Raw genomic sequence first — 18,804 nt, forward strand, 5'->3', positions numbered from 1 at the left:
TAAATTAGCTGATAGCAACTTGGGCAACGGGCTGCATGGGTACAATCTGATTAATCACTTCACGTATAACTTCAGGTTCTTCAGCGAGAACACGTTCCAAGCGTTTAAATTCCAGTTCTAGCTGATTCAGACTTATCACATTAGGTCTACCGATAAAGATTCTTCCGTGATCTGTAGAACCTAAATTCTCTTCATCTGTTAACAGTTCTTCATATAATTTCTCGCCCTCACGAATGCCGGAGAACTGAATATCAATGTCCCTATAAGGCTCATAACCAGAGAGAGTAATTAAATCTTCCGCTAATGTTAGAATCTTAACCGGTTCTCCCATATCCAGAATGAACACTTCTCCGCCTTTGGCAAAAGAACCAGACTGGATTACAAGCTGAACCGCTTCTGGAATCGTCATAAAATAACGGACCATTTCTGGATGAGTAACCGTGACTGGCCCACCAGCAGCAATCTGCTGTTTAAAAGCTGGTATTACACTTCCGCGACTGCCAAGCACATTCCCAAAACGCACAGCAGAGAACTTCGTTTGACTTGTGGTATGCAGACTCTGCACATACATTTCAGCGATTCGCTTAGTTGCACCCATCACACTTGTTGGGTTAACTGCTTTATCCGAAGAGATCATTACAAATCTCTCCGCACCATACTTATCTGCGCAATCCGCAACATTCCTTGTACCGAAGACATTGTTCTTAATGGCTTCCGAAGGATTTCGCTCCATCAATGGAACGTGTTTATGTGCTGCCGCATGAAAGACAACATGTGGGTGATTGCTACTGAATACGTCCATCATCCGACTGCGATCCTGCACATCCGCGATTACGGTAACAATATTCAGATCTGGATATTTCTTGCGCAGCTCCATCTCAATCGTATAAATGCTGTTCTCACCGTGTCCAAGCAGCATTAACTTGTCTGGACCAAAAGGAGCTATTTGCCGACAAAGTTCTGAACCAATAGATCCACCAGCCCCTGTAACTAACACAGTCTTATGGTGTACATAACCTAGAATACTGTTCAAATCCGCTATAATCGGCTCACGACCTAGTAAATCCTCAACGCTAACATCTCGCAATTTCTTTACTGATATTTTTCCAGCGATCAGATCGTTAAGCGCCGGTATAATCTTTAGCTTGGCCCCTGTCTTCTTCGCCAAATTAATAATTTCAGAGATTTCAGTACGTGAAACGGAAGGCATGGCGATAATAATCTCATGAATTTCCCGTTCTTTCACAATAGCAGGAATCGCGTAACGATTTCCTAACACGGGCACACCCAATATAGACATATGATATTTATTGATACTATCATCGATAAAACCTACCAGCTTCGTATGAGCAAAAGACGGACCCATCATTTCCCGAGCAATTAGTATTCCACAATCGCCTGCACCAACAATAAGTGTATGGGTCTGAGTGTCTTTATAATTGATTCGATCATTATGGAGCACTCTCCACAAGAATCGAATCCCACCTACTAACACAAGAACAGTCTCCATAGTCCGAACTTCTATTGCTAAAGGTACCCGTTCTGGCAATATAAAATATGCTGCTGCAAATGAGAGTATTGACCCTACTACAATCGCTTTTGAAACAGATATGATCTCACCAATGCTTGCATATTGCCACATTCTTCGATATAAACCGAAATAGATCAGACTTCCACCGAATGCAACCGTTGCAATCACACCAAATTGCAGCATCTGTACAACATAATCCTGAATAGGATGATTAGGATACCGAAACAAATAGGATGTTATAATGCTGAACCAGATGATTGCAAGGTCAATAAAGAATAAAAGAACTACTCTAGATTTCGCTGTCATTTTCAGTACCTCCAAAAACAACATTATTGTTAAAGAACAAATCAATTTCCATAGTAGTAGTAATAGTAACCTTCGCTGGCTTTACGTTTTACATTATTGAGAACCACGCCAAGCATTTTTGCACCTACACGATCGAGGTTAGCTTTTGCTTTTACAGCAATATCCCGTTTTACCTTGCCATAGCTGACGACCATAATGACACCATCACTCTTGGAAGCCATAATCTGCGCATCCGTAACCGCCAATAACGGTGGAGTATCGATAAGAATGACATCGTAACGCTGACGTAAGTCCTGCAAGAGCGTGCTCATCCGATTTGAAGCCATCATTTCCGCAGGATTTGGAGGGATCGGCCCAGAGGTCATGATGGAAAGATTAGGAACACCAGAATCTTGGACAATGTCTTCAAGAACCGCCTGCTGCGACAGTAGTGATGATAACCCGAAACGGTTACTAAGCGAGAAAGTCTTATGTGCTGTCGGCTTCCGCAAATCCGCGTCAATCAACAATACTTTCTTATCTGCCTGTGCATAGGCTGCCGCCAAATTCGCTGATACCGTAGATTTACCTTCCTCAGGTCCGGACGAAGTTACCATGATTACTTGAATAGTCTCATCCACAGAGGAAAAATCAATATTCGTGCGTAGCGCACGAAATGCTTCAGATACAGGGGAGCGAGGGTTCGTAACGGTAATCAGATGACGTTGTTTATTTGGCAGCTGTGACATGTTCGAGTTCGCCCGCCTTTCTGGATGTTTGCGTCTGTGCCTGAGTTGCGCCTTGTTTACTTTCTTCTGAACCCAATCTAGTAATCATAGCTATCGTTGGAAGACCAAGATATTTCTCAATATCTGCTTCAGTCTTCAGCGTATCGTCCATGTATTCCAGCAAGAAAGCAATCCCTAGACCAATCATCAAGGAAACGATGAAAGCTATAGCCATATTCATTAAGACATTCGGTTCTACAGGTCCTGGCTCGTTAAGTGGATTCACTTTGGCCTCATTCAGAATCGATACGTTCTCCACGTTAAATAGGTTAGGAATCTCGTCCTTGAATACAAGTGAAATGGCATTCACGATTTCAGCAGCTCGCTGATACGAATTATCTCGAACGACAAGTGTCATCACCTGCGTATTATTGACAGAGCTCACATTAACCTTCTTCAACAGCTCTTCTGCAGTAATATTGAACTGCGGATAATCCCTAGTAACAATATCAAGGATCGCTGGAGTCTTAATAATTTCCTTATACGTATTAATCAATTGAATATTAGTATTAATCTGATTCAAATCAAGCTGCGCTGCTGCTGACTGAGTCGGAGTCTGGTTAACAATAATCTTAGTGGATGCTTCATACACCGGATTCTTAATATACAGACTGTACACACCAGCAACACCGCACACCAAAACAACTATGCTAACAATCAGCCATAGTCTCTTCCTGACGATCTGAAAATAATCGCGAAGATCCAATTCTTGTGATGACAAGTGTAATTACCTCCAAGCTATTTCTGAAATATTTCGTTACAATATTCGAACACTTCTCGATTGGCAAAAAAGCGCCTCCTCTCACCTACATGAGAGGAGGCTGTATTCTATACTTTTAAATTTATTTACTTAAAGTTAATGGTACGGTAGATAATTACTGCTGCTTCAGCACGAGTAGCTGTATCGTTCGGGTTGAACTTACCAGCATTTCCGATAACCAAGTTATGATCTGCTGCGAATGCTACGCCATCTCTCAAAGATGCACTGATCTTAGCAGCATCGGAGAATTGGCTAATTGCCGTTACATTTGTTGTTGCAGCTGGATTCATAGATTTCACTGCGCGGGAAATCATTGTTGCCATCTCTGCACGTGTGATAGTTGCATTAGGATCGAACTTGTCCGCACTGCGGCCAGTAATGATTCCTTTTTCTGCTGCAACAGCTACATATGGTGCATACCAAGCCGCCCCACTTACATCGCTAAAGCTTTGTACGGCTGAATTGTTCTCCAGGTTAAGCGCACGAATCAGCATTTTAGCGAACTCTGCACGAGTTACATTGCTCTTCGGTGCGAATTTACCTTCGCCTACGCCTTCAATCGCACCTTTTGCAGCTACGACTTGAATTTGTTTGCCAGCCCATGCTTGTACACTAGCAATATCCGTAAAGTTCACTTTATTCTCAAGCACTGCATAGGAAGAGAAGGTATCACGCGGTTCTACGATGAACTCTCCTACAAGTACACCACCTTGGAATTGCAGGCTGCCGTATACAAGCTTCGCTACGGACAGTAATTCTTTATCAAGACCCTCAGTGTTCTTAAGCGGAAGTTTAATGGTGATTGGTTGTTTGAATGTGCTTGTTGCTACACCATCCACACTAAGTCCAAATTCATAAACATCCGAAGCCAATTTCAATTGTGTAACGGAAGTTACGACTTCTGGTTTAGCAGTTGTTACAGTCAATGCAATCGCTGTGCTGAACTGACTTACAGGAATCGTTACGGTTACGCCATTAAAGGTTACTGCGATATTTGCAATACCATTCGTCTTAGCTGCTTCAACAATAGCTTTGGACAATGGAACTTCAACCGTAGGCGCAGTGATCGTGCCAAGATTCAATGTCAGCGTAAGGGCAGTTCCTTCTTTGCCGGCAGCTTTAGCTGCAGCAGCAAGATTAGCCAATGCATTGATTGTGTCGCTATCTACCAATTTCACAGTTGCTTTACCATCTACTACTTGTACTAGTTTAGATACATCGTAAGTAGCAGCAGCTGCCAGCTTCTGATCCACTGTTAGTACAGGTGGAGTTGTTATAGAACTGGAATCGGAAGTTCCTGGATTAGTTGGATTAGTTGGTGTAGATGTTTTTAGATAGGCGTTATAATAAGCCTTCGCCAACACTAAAGCGGCTGCTTTTTCATTAGTAAGTGTGGATTCAACATTGTTTTTGGTTGCTGCAATCATCTCTTTAGTAATCTTAAGTTCTGCAAGAGACGCTCTCAAGGAATAGTTCGCAGTACCAATGGTGCTGTCGAGAACAAGAGTCTTCACTTTATTAGCCAATTCACTGTTCGGATGAATAATAAGGTCAGCCAGCTCCGATTCTGATTTTCCTTTTAGCAAGTTGATTAGCTGCTGTTCAACACCGTTTGAACCAAAGATGAAGCTGTACACTTCTTCAACCGAAAGATCTGTAACACCGGCTTGTTCACCGATCTTCTTCAGTAGTGCTTGATAAGCATCATAATTAGGGGATTTCAGAATATCTGTAACTGCGGATAAATCCGGAGTATAGATAGATGATACTACTTCTAAATAGAGATCAAACAATGTAGTTTTTTCTGCATCGCTAAGCTCAAGTTGAGCCAGAACAGGTGCGAAATCTGCTTCCAGTTGTCCACGTGAAAGGCCTTGAAGCTCAGTACGGAAATCACGAAGCGTCTGCTTATCAGCATCAGTAAGTGTGCTATAAAGCTTCGTTGCACGCTCCTTCAAGCTTGCAAAATCCGAGCTAGTCGCTGCAGATGCAGTTCCAACGATTCCAAACTGATTTGCTAATCCTTTACTGCTAAGCGGAAGTCCTGCTACTGCAACCGCTGCCATGCTAACTGCTAATGTCGATACTACTAGTTTCTTTTTCAAAGTCACTAAATATCCACCTCTTTATATGTATTTAAATTCCTTTTGTTACTATAGTCCTAGACTATTTCACCTTATGTCTACACTATTACGTATATCAACGATTCACCCAATAAAACCCATTCTACCACTATTAGGTAGATTAGTCAGCCCTTTCGGGAAAAAATGCCAAACAACTTGTGTCTATTCCTCCTTTTTTGTACGTGATTACCATGATTAACCTCACCATTTGCCACAATTTGCTGAGAGTTTTCACGCATATAGTCGCGCATCTCAGGACCTAATTCTTTCTCTAAAACCACATAAGCAGCATTTAATCCAAAAGGACGGTGAACACTGTCATGTGCATCAGAGGCCAACACATGTACTGCATTTCTACGACATAACTCCAGGGATAGCTTCTGAAGTTTATTCCCGAAGACGCCTGCAAGACTTTGTGCGGTTACCTGACCTAGTGATCCTAGCTCTATCAATCTTTCTAACTTAGAAGGATCGGCAGCTACCTCAGCATTACGCTCCGGATGAGCAATGACCGGAACGAAACCTTGAATGATCAACTCGTGACAGATTTCTTCCATGTTGCGTGGGACTCGTGAAGAAGGCATTTCTAGCAAAATATACCGCGAGTCTGCAAGACTTAGCAGTTGCCCCCGCTCCAGATCATCCAGTAAATCCCCGTACACTCTAATTTCCTGACCTGGAAGAACAAGCAGTGGATTTCCATGCTGATGAAGTTTCTCATTCATCAATTCCACTGCTTCTCTTATACTGGAGGCATTATTCATATATTGACCGTTGGCGTGATGTGGTGTGGCAATGACGGAAGTAATCCCGTCTCTGTAGGCGTCATGCGCCATGGCGAGAGCGGATTCCCAATCAGCGGCTCCGTCATCCATAAAGGGTAAGATGTGGCAATGGATATCTTTCATATGTTATCTATCGGTCCCTTCTCACAGAAAATTTAGTTTTAACGGCAAAAAAATACAACCATTCCCAAAAGGAACGGTTGCTTGATTGTAAATGAGTTCTATCTTAAGCTTCAGTAGATTCTTCTTGCTGAGGTTCAATTGCATCTATTTCAGCATCCTCAGAATCTGGAGTTTCATCCTTCGAGGAGAGAACATACCCGTCGATTAAGCCCCAAAGTTCTTCTTTACCAAGGCCAATCTCTGAAGAAAATGGAATGAAATTATCCCCTGGCAGCACGCCAAGCTCCTGCTTCATGATCTTAATATGCTTTTGCCAGCGAGTCTTCGGAATCTTATCCGCTTTTGTCGCTACTACACACATAGGAAGATCATAATGCTTCAACCAATCGAACATCATCTTATCATTACTGGTCGGCGGATGACGTAGATCCACGATGAGCAGAACAAGCTTCAATGTATCGCGCTCAGAGAGATATTTCTCCACCATCTTGCCCCATGTTGCACGTTGCGTCTTCGACACTTTAGCATATCCGTAACCTGGAAAGTCAACAAAATACATGCTGTCTTCATTGATACGGTAATAGTTCATATGCTGGGTCTTACCCGGGGTGGAGCTTGTCCGAGCCAGATTCTTGCGGTTAATCATTCGGTTAATGAGGGAGGACTTCCCTACATTGGAGCGCCCTGCCAGAGCAACCTCTGGCAAAGCATCATCAGGGTATTGATCAGGGCCAACGGCACTGATTATAAATTCGGCAATATTAACTTTCATAGGACTTCCTTTCTAATGCACACTACTCGGTGGCTCACTGCTAATTTCATTATGATGCTCTACTAATGCATGATGCAAGACCTGATCCATAGTAGATACTGGTATGAACTCCACATCATTACGCACGCTCTCTGGAATTTCTTTTAGATCACGTTCATTGTCTTTTGGAAGAAGGATCTTTTTATATCCGGCGCGGTGTGCAGCGAGAGATTTTTCTTTCAGTCCACCGATCGGCAACACGCGCCCACGCAGGGTGATCTCACCGGTCATCGCTACATCCTTCGAAACATAACGCTTCGTGAGTGCGGAGATCAACGCGGTAGCAATCGTAATCCCTGCAGATGGGCCATCCTTCGGAATCGCACCTTCAGGAATGTGGATATGAATATCAATCTTCTCATAAAAATCGGGCTGGAGCCCCAGCTCCTCCGCCTTCGAACGTGTATAACTGAAAGCAGCCTGCGCCGACTCCTTCATTACATCGCCCAGTTGTCCAGTAAGTGTCAGCTTGCCCGTTCCCTGCACAACCGTCACTTCGATCAGCAGCGTATCGCCACCAACCTCAGTCCAGGCCAGCCCAGTTACTGTACCAATCTGGTCTTCGAGCTCTGCCATACCGTAACGGTATTTCGATGCACCTAGGTAATCCTTGATGTCATCCGGCAGAATGACCACACTTTCTTTTTCCTTAGACACAATCTGTTTCGCGGCTTTGCGGCATAACGCTGCAATCTGCTGCTCCAAATTACGCACTCCGGATTCACGGGTATATTCACGCACGATACGCAATAAACTGTCGTCCTCGATGATCAGTTGATCTTCTGCAAGACCGTGATTCTTCTTCTGCTTCGGCAAAAGATAACGGCTGCCAATCTGCAATTTCTCCAGTTCTGTATAACCCGGAATGAACAGCATTTCCATCCGATCGAGTAGCGGACGCGGAATGTTATGCACCACATTTGCGGTAGTCACAAACATAACGTTCGACAAATCAAACGGCAGCTCTACAAAATGATCACTGAACGAGTTGTTTTGTTCTGGGTCCAGCACCTCAAGCAATGCCGAAGATGGGTCACCCCTGAAATCTGCAGCCATCTTATCAATTTCATCTAACAGAATAACCGGATTAATCGTACCTGCCGTCTTCATCCCTTGGATAATTCGGCCTGGCATTGCACCGACATAAGTCCGGCGATGACCACGGATTTCCGCTTCATCACGCACACCGCCAAGCGAAATGCGAACGAATTTACGATTGAGTGAACGGGCGATGGAACGAGCCAGTGAGGTTTTGCCCACACCTGGAGGCCCTACAAGACATAATATCGGACCTTTTAGCTTCTTCACCAGCTGTTGAACGGCTAAATATTCCAATACCCGCTCCTTTGGTTTTTCCAAACCGTAGTGGTCCTCATCGAGTACTTGCTCTGCCTTCTTGATGTCAAGGTCATCTTCAGTCTGTTCATTCCAAGGAAGACCCAGCAACCAATCCACATAATTGCGAATTACGCCACCTTCCGCTGAGCTTACTGGCATTTTTTCCAGACGATCGATTTCCTTCTCCATCTTCTCTTTTACACGTTCCGGCAAATTCTTTTCTTCCATTAGAGTCCGCAGCTCTTCCGCTTCTCCCACTCGACCTTCCTTCTCACCAAGTTCTTTCTGGATCGCTTTCATTTGCTCGCGCAAATAATATTCCTTCTGCGTCTTCTCCATCTGCTTCTTCACACGTTGATTGATCTTGCGTTCAAGCTCCAGCACTTCACGCTCATTATTAAGAATATCAAGAAGCTTCTCCAGCCGTTTACTAACATCAATCGTCTCTAGAATTTCTTGCTTATCCTTAATTTTTAGCGATAAATGACTCGTAATGACATCCGCAAGGCGACCGGGCTCTTCAATATCGGATACAGCAGCCAGTGTCTCTGGTGTCACTTTTTTGGATAACGTTATATAGTGTTCGAACTGATTAAGTACTGTACGCATCAGCGCATCACACTCTTGATCGCTATCTTCTTCTTCTGGTAGCTCGCGCGCCATGACCTCATAATACTCATCATTATCGATATAATTAATAATTTCGGCTCGTTCTACACCCTCAACCAGTACACGAATCGTACCGTTTGGCAGCTTCAGCATTTGTCGCACATTCGCAACAGTACCGACCCGAAAAATATCGTCCTGACCAGGCTCTTCAATATTCACTTCCGACTGTGAACAAAGAAGAATCAAATTATCTTCAACCATAGCTTTTTCTAGTGCCCGAACTGACTTCTCACGGCCCACATCCAAGTGAAGAACCATGCTTGGGTACACAAGAAGACCTCTTAGCGGTAATAAAGGAAAACGACGACCTTTTGTTTTATTTGTCATCATCGCTTTCGCACCTCCCATGGCTCTCAATTAATCTCATATGAATTCATTCTAACAAAAGCAGCCCCAAAACACCAACAAAGTACTTGCAATTTAAGAATAAACAACCTTATTATCCTTAAAAAACAGCAACGTTTCTCAAAGAAATGTAAGGATTATGGAAAGCTTGAATCTATATTTTAAAAAAGGAAGCAGCAGACACACCTGCAGCTCCCTTTATTTTACAGCGGTAAGGCTCGATTTACTCGTCCACAACCCAATACAACCTAGCTCACATTTGAAGTTATAATTTAAGCTTAGCCCTTTGCAGATTCCCCAGCGGCATCAGCCTTCAGCAGTGAAGGTGCTGCAGAGAATAGCTCGCCAGCTACTGCAGGAAGCCTTACATCTGCTGTATCGGCACCAAACAGATGACGGAACACTTCTTCCACCGTTTCCATAGGTATGACTCGTAGAGGCGCGAGATCAGCGAATAAGGACTGCCAGTTTTCTTTTGGAATAAGCACCGTAGTAGCTCCCGCTTGAAAAGCAGCCTCCACCTTCGCAATTACACCACCAACAGGCTTCACGCGGCCATGTATGCCTATCTCACCAGTGATCGCTACTGTATTGTCCACGGGTAGACCACGAATGGCGGAGACGATAGCCACCGCCATCGCAACCCCTGCAGAAGGTCCGTCAATCGGTGTACCCCCAGGGAAGTTGACATGCAGATCATAACGGTCCGGCTCCAGATTCATGGTGCGCAGTACGGTCAATACATTCTCAACCGAACCTTTGGCCATGCTCTTTCTCCGAATCGTGCGAGAACCTCCACCAATCTCTTCCTCATCTACTACTCCGGTTACGTTCAGTCTACCTTGACCATTCTGCGCAGGCGCTGCGGATACCTCGATTTCGAGCAAGGTGCCCATTCCTGGTCCATACACTGCGAGCCCATTAACTAATCCAATCTGAGGCGCCGAAGGAATCTTGCGTTCTGTACGAAGTGGAAGCTGGCTACTGCCTGCTACCCATTCTACATCAGCAGCGTTTAGCGTATCTCTTTGCTCAGTTAGCGCTAATCCAGCTGCGAGCTGAATCATATTAACCGCCTCCCGGCCATTTGTTGCATATTGCTGCACTACAGTGACAGCATCCGGGCTTGGCTTCAGTCCGATCTTCTGTATCGCGTCACGCGCGATGACTGCAATCTCATCCGGCAATAGCGGACGGAAATAAATCTCCATGCAGCGCGAGCGCAGCGCGGGAGAGATCTCATCCGGGGAACGCGTAGTAGCGCCAACTAACCGGAAATCAGCGGGTAAGCCATTTTGAAAAATATCATGAATATAAGCCGGAGTGTTATTATCCTCCGAATTATAATATGCGCTCTCTAATAGCACCTTCCGGTCCTCCAGCACCTTTAAGAGCTTATTCATCTGAATGGGGTGAAGCTCACCGATCTCATCCAGAAAGAGAATCCCGCCATGCGCCTTCGTCACCGCTCCCGGCTTCGGTTGTGGCACACCCGCCACGCCCATAGCTCCGGCGCCCTGATAAATAGGATCATGCACCGATCCGATTAACGGGTCGGCAATACCACGCTCATCAAAACGAGCGGTTGTGGCATCGATCTCTGTGAATTTGGCGTCACTTTTAAAAGGGGAAAGAACATTTTTTTTCGCCTCTTCCATGACTACACGCGCTGCGGCAGTCTTGCCAACTCCTGGCGGACCATAGATAATTACATGCTGCGGGTTAGCGCTGCATAGTGCGGCCTTCAGGGCGCGCAGCCCGTCTTTTTGCCCGACAATATCTCCAATAGAAGCCGGCCTAGTTTTCTCCGACAATGGTTTGGTCAGTGAAATCATTCGCATTTTTCGAAGTTTATCCAATTCCTTGCGCGACTCTCGTTCTACCGCTGTCTTGTTTGTCTTTTGACCCCGCAGCAGATTCCAAAAGTATACGCCGATAACCAGCGCGAAAAAGAGCTGCACGATCATCACAACTATACTTAATTCCATAGGTCATCCTCCTGTTTCGTTCAGTCTACCTTTCCACCTTTGGCTACTATTAGGTAGTATAGCCGTTTCGGTAATTAGTAAACGCACAATTGAGGATTTGTTGAATTGAGTATCTCCATGCGCCGAATTCGCTTAGTACGCAGAGTATCCTTTGGTTTGGAATGGGGATGCCATTGCTTGCTTACCGACAATTGCGGAAATCCTCCCTGATTATTCGTTATATATGCCCTCTACGCTGACAATTGTGGAATTTCTCCCTGATTATTCGCTCAGAAGGGCTCAAAATGTGGAAATCGCCCATTAATTAGGGAGTTTTTCCGCAATCTAGCCCATTTCGAGCAATATCAAGCATAGATCAGGGAGAATTTTCCTAATTAGTTGGCGTCCATCGGTATCCAAACTTTGCTCCATTCTCCACACTCGTTAAGCACGCAAAGCAACCTTCAGATGGATAAGTACCTTGATTACTCTACAGCCCTCGGTATCCAAACTTTGCTCCATTCTTCACACTCGCTAAGCACGCAAAGTAACCTTCAGAATAGTATGCCGATTGCCGATAATTGCGGAAATCCTCCCTGATTATTCGTCGTATTTGCTCCCTACGCTCACAATTGCGGAATTTCTCCCTGATTATTCGCTCAGAAGGGCTCAAAACGTGGAAATCGCCCATTAATTAGGGAGTTTTTCCGCAATCTAGCCCATTTCGAGCAATATCAAGCATAGATCAGGGAGAATTTCCCTAATTACTTGTCACTACTTCACACTTTGCTACATTCTGCTCAATCCCAATAATAAAGAACATCACGTGCCAGTTTATACTCAACATTTTTGACGCCAACTCCCCTTCTTACTGGAGCCAGCCAGCCTTTTTCGCATAAATTAACTAACATCGTTCGTACAGTCTTGGGATCTAACCCAAAGTAATCTGACACATCTTTTGGACGCACTGTCCCAGCTTTGCGGACAACTAAACGGATAATTTCCTTCTCAGCGAGTAGAAGTCTACCACCCGGTGCACTAACAACCTGATGTCGACTTAGCGCCATAGTCAGCAACGTGATGCATAAATCAGACCGCTCGTTCACATCATCATAGGCAAATGAAATTACTTGGTACCCCATCCCGTACAGGAAAGTTTCACGATTCAGCTCATTGCTATACTTTTGTCGGTCCATGTCTCGTACATGTGCTGCATAACCCTTGATCTCGAACAACAGCTTCACTGGTCCTGGCAAATACGCAAAGTCAGCAAAGTATGATCGTCCGCGCCAATCCAGCACCTCATACTCCGGATGCAGATCATTGAAGTCCCCACGAAGTGGCCACCATACATTCTGCAAAAACATTTCTTCGGCATGACGATGTCCTCTCTCCAACCTCCCCCGCCTTTCACCTGTCCTACTTGTTAGATGTTGCTCAATAAATGTTTCATGGGCTTGTTCATAATTCATCCGATGTTCCCCCTATATAATTAATTTCACGAAAAAAAAAGAACGCCCCGTTCCCACCACCGGATAAACCAGGGTGTAACAGGGCGTTCTTCGCCACCTATTATTAACGAATCATAAATTCGTAAAAGACCAGATTACTTCGATTGCACTGGAGGTGCAAGATTAGCGTGTGCACGGCCTGGAATTTCACCAGTTGCCTCATATGCCACAACAATCGCATCAATTTCCTTCTTCAGCTCGTTCACTAGTTCCGCTTCAGGGACTTTACGAATCATTTGTCCGTAACGGAACAACAAACCTTCCCCACGGGCACCCGCAATACCGATATCTGCTTCACGTGCCTCACCAGGACCATTAACGGCGCAGCCAAGCACGGAAACTTTAATAGGCACCTTAAGCTTCGAAATGTATTCTTCCACCTCATTAGCGATGGAGAAAAGATCGATATCCAGTCGGCCGCAAGTTGGACAAGAGATCAGCGTCGCCGCGTTAGAGATCAGACCAAAGGTCTTCAGCAGCTCACGCGCTACCTTCACTTCTTCCACTGGGTCAGCGCTAAGCGAGATACGCAGTGTGCTGCCGATGCCCATAGAGAGCAGTGCACCAATACCCGCAGAGCTCTTTACTGTACCGGCAAACAATGTGCCGGATTCAGTAATCCCGAGGTGCAGCGGATAAGGAATGACTTCCGCAGCCTGACGGTAAGCTTCGATGGCCATAGGCACATCGGATGCTTTTAAAGATACGATAATGTCGTGGAAATCCAGCTCTTCCAGAATGCCAATATGGTATAACGCACTTTCTACCATAGCTTCTGGAGTCGGGTATCCGTATTTCTCCAAGAGATGATTCTCCAAAGAACCGGCGTTTACACCAATCCGAATCGGAATTCCTTTTTCTTTACACGCTTTAACTACCGCTTCTACCTTCTCACGACGACCGATATTGCCCGGATTAATCCGTACTTTATCGATGCCGTTCTCAATAGCCATCAGCGCAAGCTTATAGTTAAAATGAATATCCGCTACGAGTGGGATATGAATCTGCTTCTTGATCTCCTTAATCGCGGCGGCTGCCTCTTCATTGTTGACAGTAACGCGTACCAGTTGGCAGCCTGCTTCCTCAAGCCGTAAAATTTCGGCTACAGTAGCCTCCACATCAGCTGTTTTGGTTGTACACATGCTTTGAATCGCAACCTCGTTGTTTCCCCCAATAATGAGCCCGCCAACATTGACAGGACGGGTTTGGTGTCTCAAGAACATGATTTTTCTCCCCCATAACGCCAAAGCTCCACCCCTTCGCAACCGCTAGTGAAGCGGGATAAGCGGAAGAAAGGTGGAGACAGTGACATGTATTGTTAAGGTAAGCGACTTACGCGCTTTCCTCTTTCTTTTTGTCTTTCTTAAGGTTCAATTCAGGCAAAGCCTTCTCTTGAACGACCTGCTCCGTGATCACACAATCCTTGATATCATCGCGTGAAGGAACTTCATACATCACATCAAGCATGATGCTCTCAATAATCGCGCGCAGTCCACGGGCTCCCGTATTGCGTTTGATCGCTTCCTTGGCAATTGCTTCAAGTGCCAACGGTTCGAACTTCAGCGCTACGTTATCCATTTCCAGCAGCTTGATGTATTGTTTCGTGAGTGCATTCTTAGGCTCGGAAAGGATACGCACCAGCGTATTCTCATCAAGCGGCTCCAAAGTCGAGATAACCGGTAGACGGCCTACAAATTCAGGAATTAATCCGAATTTGAGCAAGTCTTCAGGCAATACCATCGACAAATATTCGCCAGGCTTGAGATCCTTTTGTCCTTCAACCGCTGCGTTGAAGCCAATGACTTTTTTACCAATACGGCGTTTAATCATTTGCTCCAGACCGTCAAAGGCACCGCCAACGATGAACAAAATGTTCGTCGTGTCGATTTGAATAAACTCCTGATGTGGATGCTTACGTCCACCTTGTGGAGGTACAGAAGCAACTGTTCCTTCCAGAATCTTCAGAAGCGCTTGCTGAACACCTTCACCGGATACGTCACGAGTAATGGACGGGTTCTCGGATTTACGTGCCACTTTATCAATCTCATCAATATAGATAATGCCGCGTTCGGCTTTCTCCACATCATAATCTGCTGCTTGAATCAGCTTAAGCAGAATGTTCTCAACATCCTCGCCGACATACCCAGCTTCCGTTAGGGAAGTAGCGTCTGCAATAGCAAAAGGAACGTTGATAATCTTCGCCATCGTCTGTGCAAGCAAGGTTTTACCCGAACCTGTTGGACCAAGCAAGAGAATATTACTCTTTGTCAATTCAACATCTTCGATCTTGCTTTGGCTGTTCACACGTTTATAGTGATTGTAAACCGCAACAGACAGCGATTTCTTCGCTTGTTCTTGACCGATTACATATTGATCCAAAATGTCGCGGATTTCCTTTGGTTTTGGGATATCCTTCAGATCAAGCTCTTCCTCATGACCGAGCTCTTCTTCCACGATTTCCGTGCAAAGCTCGATACATTCGTCACATATATAAACGCCCGGTCCTGCTACAAGCTTACGAACCTGCTCTTGTGATTTGCCGCAAAAAGAACATTTCAATTGCCCTTTTTCATCATTAAATTTAAACATCTAACCACCCCTTTAAGATTTCATCGGTGAAGAAAGAACCTGGTCAATAAGCCCATATTCCTTGGCTTCTTCCGCGCTCATGAAGTTATCGCGGTCTGTGTCCCGTTCGATTTTTTCAAGGGGCTGACCTGTGCGATCTACATAAATTTGATTCAACTTCTGTTTCGTCTTGAGGATCCAATCGGTATGAATCCAAATGTCGGACGCTTGACCTTGAACACCACCGAGCGGTTGATGAATCATAACTTCGCTGTTAGTCAGCGCATATCTTTTGCCCGGAGCCCCAGCTGTTAGAAGGAGCGATCCCATGCTTGCCGCCATTCCTACACAAATGGTTGAAACATCCGGTTTGATATATTGCATCGTATCGTATATACCCATGCCGGCTGTTACTGAACCACCGGGTGAGTTGAGGTACAAGTGAATGTCCTTCTCGGGATCATCTGCTGCAAGGAACAGCAGTTGAGCAATAACCAGATTGGCGACATCATCGTCAATCGCACTGCTTAAGAAAATAATGCGATCCTTGAGCAATCTGGAATAGATATCGTATGAACGTTCCCCACGACTTGTTGATTCCACAACCATTGGTACCAGACTCATGCCACCAACCTCTTTTCTCTATACAGATTAGTCTTATCGTTTCAAAAATATTTTAACACGTTCACGGCTCGATGTCATTTTTTCACTACAGCAGACCTGTCCACTGCTTGTCAATAATGATTGTCACGCCATTTTTTATTACCATACGCTCATACGAATACCTATGTACTCACATATATCTGTGGCCGAGGATAAAAATAAGGCACGTAACGAAACTTACGTGCCTTATCATATCTGTATGGAGGCCGACTTACTTGGCCGTTCTAGGTAGTGTTAAAAAAATCTTACTCAGCTTTAGTGTCTTCAGCAGCTGGTGCTTCTTCTACTGCTTCAACTTCTACACTGTTGCTAACAAGGAAATCAATGGTTTTGCGCAAAGAAAGTTCTTCGCTCAAGCTGCCCAGGGAACCGTTAGCTGCCAAGATGCTGCGAATTTCTTCAGGAGTACGTTTGTAAGCTTCAGCCATAGTAGCCAACTCTTCGTTAACTTCTTCTTCAGAAACTTCAATGTTCTCTTCTTTAGCGATAACTTCCAGTACCAGGTTGTTGCGAACGCGTTTTTCAGCATCGCCTTTCATTTGGTTCTGCAAGTCTTCACGTGTTTGACCGGAGAAGCTAAGGAACATATCCATGTTCATACCTTGTTGACGAAGACGAGTGTCGAAATCACGAACCATGTTCTCAACTTCGCTGTTGATCATTGCTTCTGGGATCTCAACTTCAGCGTTTGCTGCTGCTTTATCAACAACTGCGTTCTCACGAAGACCTTTCAGTTCATCCTGTTTACGGGATTCGAGCTGAGCTTTCAGATCCGCTTTGTACTCTTCCAAAGTTTCGAATTCACTTACATCTTTAGCGAACTCATCATCGAGTGCAGGAAGTTGTTTGCGTTTGATTTCGTGCAGTTTCACTTTGAATACTGCTTTCTTACCCGCAAGGTTCTCTGCATGATATTCTTCTGGGAAAGTAACTTCGATATCTTTGAAATCTCCAGTGGCCATTCCCACTACTTGCTCTTCAAATCCAGGAATGAAGGAGTTGCTACCAAGCTCAAGAGAATGACGCTCAGCTTTTCCGCCTTCGAACGCTACGTCATCAACGTATCCGTCAAAATCGATCACAGCGATGTCGCCGTTAGCCGCTGCTTCTTCTTCAATTACAACGAGTTCAGCATGACGCTCTTGCAGACGAGCAAGCTCAGCGCTCAGCTCTTCTTCAGTCACTTCAGCTTTTTGTACTGGAACTTCCAGACCTTTGTAATCGCCAAGCTTCACTTCAGGTTTAACCGTGATCTTCGCTTTGAAGATAAAGGATTGACCTTTAGCAAATTGCTCAATATCAACTTCAGGACGGTCTACAGGGAAGATATCAGTTTGTTCAACTGCTTCACCGTAAGCTTCAGGAAGAAGAATGTCGATTGCATCTTGGTACAAGCTTTCTACACCAAAACGGGATTCAAAGATCGGGCGTGGCACTTTACCTTTACGGAAGCCTGGTACGTTAGCTTTCTTAACGACTTTGTTAAAAGCTTTATCGAGTGCTGCTGCAACGCGTTCTGCGTCAACTTCTACTTCAAGAACTCCAAGGTTCTTCTCTATTTTTTCCCATGTTGCTTTCATATTATACTTTTCCCTCCAAAATATAGGTTCACAAGTTTACTTCAAAAAATGATACAATCCACGCACAGAATAACCATTATATTATATACAACATTACTTTATTTATCAAGTAGAGAAGTCTTTACAAAACCCTTGATCGCACGATAAGCTCCCTCAAATTGAAAGCGCATGCCGTCTGTAATGCCGTACATTCCACGAGTCTCCTCCTCTTGCCGTGTACCGTTTAAGCTCTCGGATACAAACTGGTGTAACGCCCCTGCCCAAATATCCAGCAGCGCATCTTCTCCATCCAGTAATTTCCGATAGTCCTCCGATCCATAAATCGACATGACGAACTGACCCCAGAGCTCCTGTGCAAAATAATACAGCGTAGGCTCGTGTACCTCCGCCTGCTCGGCTACCCGCTCCAGCACCTGACTCACCTGCGGTGGAAAATCCTCGGTCTGCAGCGGCACACTTTCAATCTCTACAATTGCTGTTTCGTGACCACGAATCAGATTGACCGTACCCTGCATCCCACGCCGCCGAAGGGTCTGCAGGGTACGAAATTGCAGCAGTGGGTGAACATTATCCCCCTGCAGCCAAGCCGTCAGCGCCTCATCGACTCCGCCGCCTTCCAGATAAGAAAGCTGCTCTAGTGCTAGGATTGTCGCCTCTGACAGCGGCTCATTCATTACCCGCTGCAGCAGCTTTTGAGGGTACCCCGCATCCTCGGTCATTTTTGATTTGGCCAAAAGGCGGGCCATATCTTCTTCTCTTAAATCTTCGTCTTCGGGGTGAACGGCTCCTTCTGCATCTCCATTCTGGGACGCATAGGGGAACGCCGTTTCCAGCCATTCCAGCAGAGACCGCCATTCCTCGTAATTCCGCTCTTCCTGTCCTTGACACTGCAGCAAAAAACGAAGCAGTTCCATCGCTTCCCCGTACCGTTCACTCTCCAGCATCACCGTAAGCTGG

At 45.2% G+C, this 18,804-nt stretch carries 14 protein-coding genes; all 14 read right to left on the reverse strand.

Translation table 11 applies throughout. The features are described from left to right. Positions 1-4: 4 nt before the first annotated feature. Positions 5-1,837 carry a polysaccharide biosynthesis protein gene (locus tag R50345_RS23760; RefSeq protein WP_042130631.1) on the reverse strand — a complete coding sequence of 611 codons (1,833 nt, stop codon included), beginning with the start codon at positions 1,835-1,837 and terminating at the stop codon, positions 5-7. Between the two features lie 41 nt (positions 1,838-1,878). Beyond that, a complete protein-coding gene (locus tag R50345_RS23765) occupies positions 1,879-2,565 on the reverse strand; it encodes a CpsD/CapB family tyrosine-protein kinase (protein WP_042130632.1) in 687 nt (228 codons plus the stop codon). Beyond that, positions 2,546-3,325: a YveK family protein gene (locus R50345_RS23770; RefSeq protein WP_042130634.1), complete on the reverse strand. Its 780-nt coding sequence runs from the start codon at positions 3,323-3,325 to the stop codon at positions 2,546-2,548. The genes R50345_RS23765 and R50345_RS23770 overlap by 20 nt, the downstream gene beginning before the upstream one ends. 125 nt (positions 3,326-3,450) lie before the next feature. Continuing rightward, a complete protein-coding gene (locus tag R50345_RS23775) occupies positions 3,451-5,475 on the reverse strand; it encodes an S-layer homology domain-containing protein (protein WP_042130635.1) in 2,025 nt (674 codons plus the stop codon). A 137-nt stretch (positions 5,476-5,612) separates the two neighbouring features. Next, positions 5,613-6,395, reverse strand: coding sequence for a tyrosine-protein phosphatase (locus R50345_RS23780; RefSeq protein WP_042130637.1), 783 nt, complete (start codon positions 6,393-6,395; stop codon positions 5,613-5,615). Between the two features lie 103 nt (positions 6,396-6,498). Next, on the reverse strand, positions 6,499-7,167 hold the full coding sequence (gene yihA / locus R50345_RS23785) for a ribosome biogenesis GTP-binding protein YihA/YsxC (protein ID WP_042130640.1): 669 nt from the start codon (positions 7,165-7,167) through the stop codon (positions 6,499-6,501). 12 nt (positions 7,168-7,179) lie between these two features. After that, positions 7,180-9,543, reverse strand: coding sequence for an endopeptidase La (gene lon / locus R50345_RS23790; RefSeq protein ID WP_042130641.1), 2,364 nt, complete (start codon positions 9,541-9,543; stop codon positions 7,180-7,182). Between the two features lie 293 nt (positions 9,544-9,836). After that, complete coding sequence (gene lonB, locus R50345_RS23795; protein ID WP_042130643.1) at positions 9,837-11,546, reverse strand: ATP-dependent protease LonB; 1,710 nt, start codon at positions 11,544-11,546, stop codon at positions 9,837-9,839. 779 nt (positions 11,547-12,325) lie between these two features. Continuing rightward, on the reverse strand, positions 12,326-12,997 hold the full coding sequence (locus tag R50345_RS23800; RefSeq protein WP_042130645.1) for a type IV toxin-antitoxin system AbiEi family antitoxin domain-containing protein: 672 nt from the start codon (positions 12,995-12,997) through the stop codon (positions 12,326-12,328). 134 nt (positions 12,998-13,131) lie between these two features. Continuing rightward, positions 13,132-14,259 (reverse strand): flavodoxin-dependent (E)-4-hydroxy-3-methylbut-2-enyl-diphosphate synthase, encoded by a 1,128-nt coding sequence (ispG, locus tag R50345_RS23805; protein WP_036685055.1) that lies wholly within the window; start codon positions 14,257-14,259, stop codon positions 13,132-13,134. Between the two features lie 109 nt (positions 14,260-14,368). Next, positions 14,369-15,625, reverse strand: a complete 1,257-nt coding sequence (gene clpX, locus R50345_RS23810) for an ATP-dependent protease ATP-binding subunit ClpX (protein WP_042130648.1) — start codon at positions 15,623-15,625, stop codon at positions 14,369-14,371. A 12-nt stretch (positions 15,626-15,637) separates the two neighbouring features. Beyond that, complete coding sequence (clpP, locus tag R50345_RS23815; protein WP_036685049.1) at positions 15,638-16,228, reverse strand: ATP-dependent Clp endopeptidase proteolytic subunit ClpP; 591 nt, start codon at positions 16,226-16,228, stop codon at positions 15,638-15,640. A 284-nt stretch (positions 16,229-16,512) separates the two neighbouring features. Next, on the reverse strand, positions 16,513-17,847 hold the full coding sequence (gene tig, locus R50345_RS23820; protein ID WP_042130649.1) for a trigger factor: 1,335 nt from the start codon (positions 17,845-17,847) through the stop codon (positions 16,513-16,515). 98 nt (positions 17,848-17,945) lie between these two features. Continuing rightward, positions 17,946-18,791: a hypothetical protein gene (locus tag R50345_RS23825; RefSeq protein WP_042130651.1), complete on the reverse strand. Its 846-nt coding sequence runs from the start codon at positions 18,789-18,791 to the stop codon at positions 17,946-17,948. Positions 18,792-18,804 lie beyond the last annotated feature (13 nt).

Origin of the sequence: Paenibacillus sp. FSL R5-0345, from assembly GCF_000758585.1 — a bacterium.
GTDB lineage: Bacteria > Bacillota > Bacilli > Paenibacillales > Paenibacillaceae > Paenibacillus_AQ.

What these genes read in the sequence shown, in the direction of transcription:
- R50345_RS23825 (WP_042130651.1), bottom strand. Translation starts at nt 18,791, where the DNA reads ATGCTGGAGAGTGAACGGTACGGGGAAGCGATGGAACTGCTTCGTTTT.
- lon (WP_042130641.1), bottom strand. Translation starts at nt 9,543, where the DNA reads ATGATGACAAATAAAACAAAAGGTCGTCGTTTTCCTTTATTACCGCTA.
- R50345_RS23760 (WP_042130631.1), bottom strand. Translation starts at nt 1,837, where the DNA reads ATGACAGCGAAATCTAGAGTAGTTCTTTTATTCTTTATTGACCTTGCA.
- R50345_RS23780 (WP_042130637.1), bottom strand. Translation starts at nt 6,395, where the DNA reads ATGAAAGATATCCATTGCCACATCTTACCCTTTATGGATGACGGAGCC.
- clpP (WP_036685049.1), bottom strand. Translation starts at nt 16,228, where the DNA reads ATGAGTCTGGTACCAATGGTTGTGGAATCAACAAGTCGTGGGGAACGT.
- ispG (WP_036685055.1), bottom strand. Translation starts at nt 14,259, where the DNA reads ATGTTCTTGAGACACCAAACCCGTCCTGTCAATGTTGGCGGGCTCATT.
- R50345_RS23765 (WP_042130632.1), bottom strand. Translation starts at nt 2,565, where the DNA reads ATGTCACAGCTGCCAAATAAACAACGTCATCTGATTACCGTTACGAAC.
- tig (WP_042130649.1), bottom strand. Translation starts at nt 17,847, where the DNA reads ATGAAAGCAACATGGGAAAAAATAGAGAAGAACCTTGGAGTTCTTGAA.
- lonB (WP_042130643.1), bottom strand. Translation starts at nt 11,546, where the DNA reads ATGGAATTAAGTATAGTTGTGATGATCGTGCAGCTCTTTTTCGCGCTG.
- clpX (WP_042130648.1), bottom strand. Translation starts at nt 15,625, where the DNA reads ATGTTTAAATTTAATGATGAAAAAGGGCAATTGAAATGTTCTTTTTGC.
- yihA (WP_042130640.1), bottom strand. Translation starts at nt 7,167, where the DNA reads ATGAAAGTTAATATTGCCGAATTTATAATCAGTGCCGTTGGCCCTGAT.
- R50345_RS23800 (WP_042130645.1), bottom strand. Translation starts at nt 12,997, where the DNA reads ATGAATTATGAACAAGCCCATGAAACATTTATTGAGCAACATCTAACA.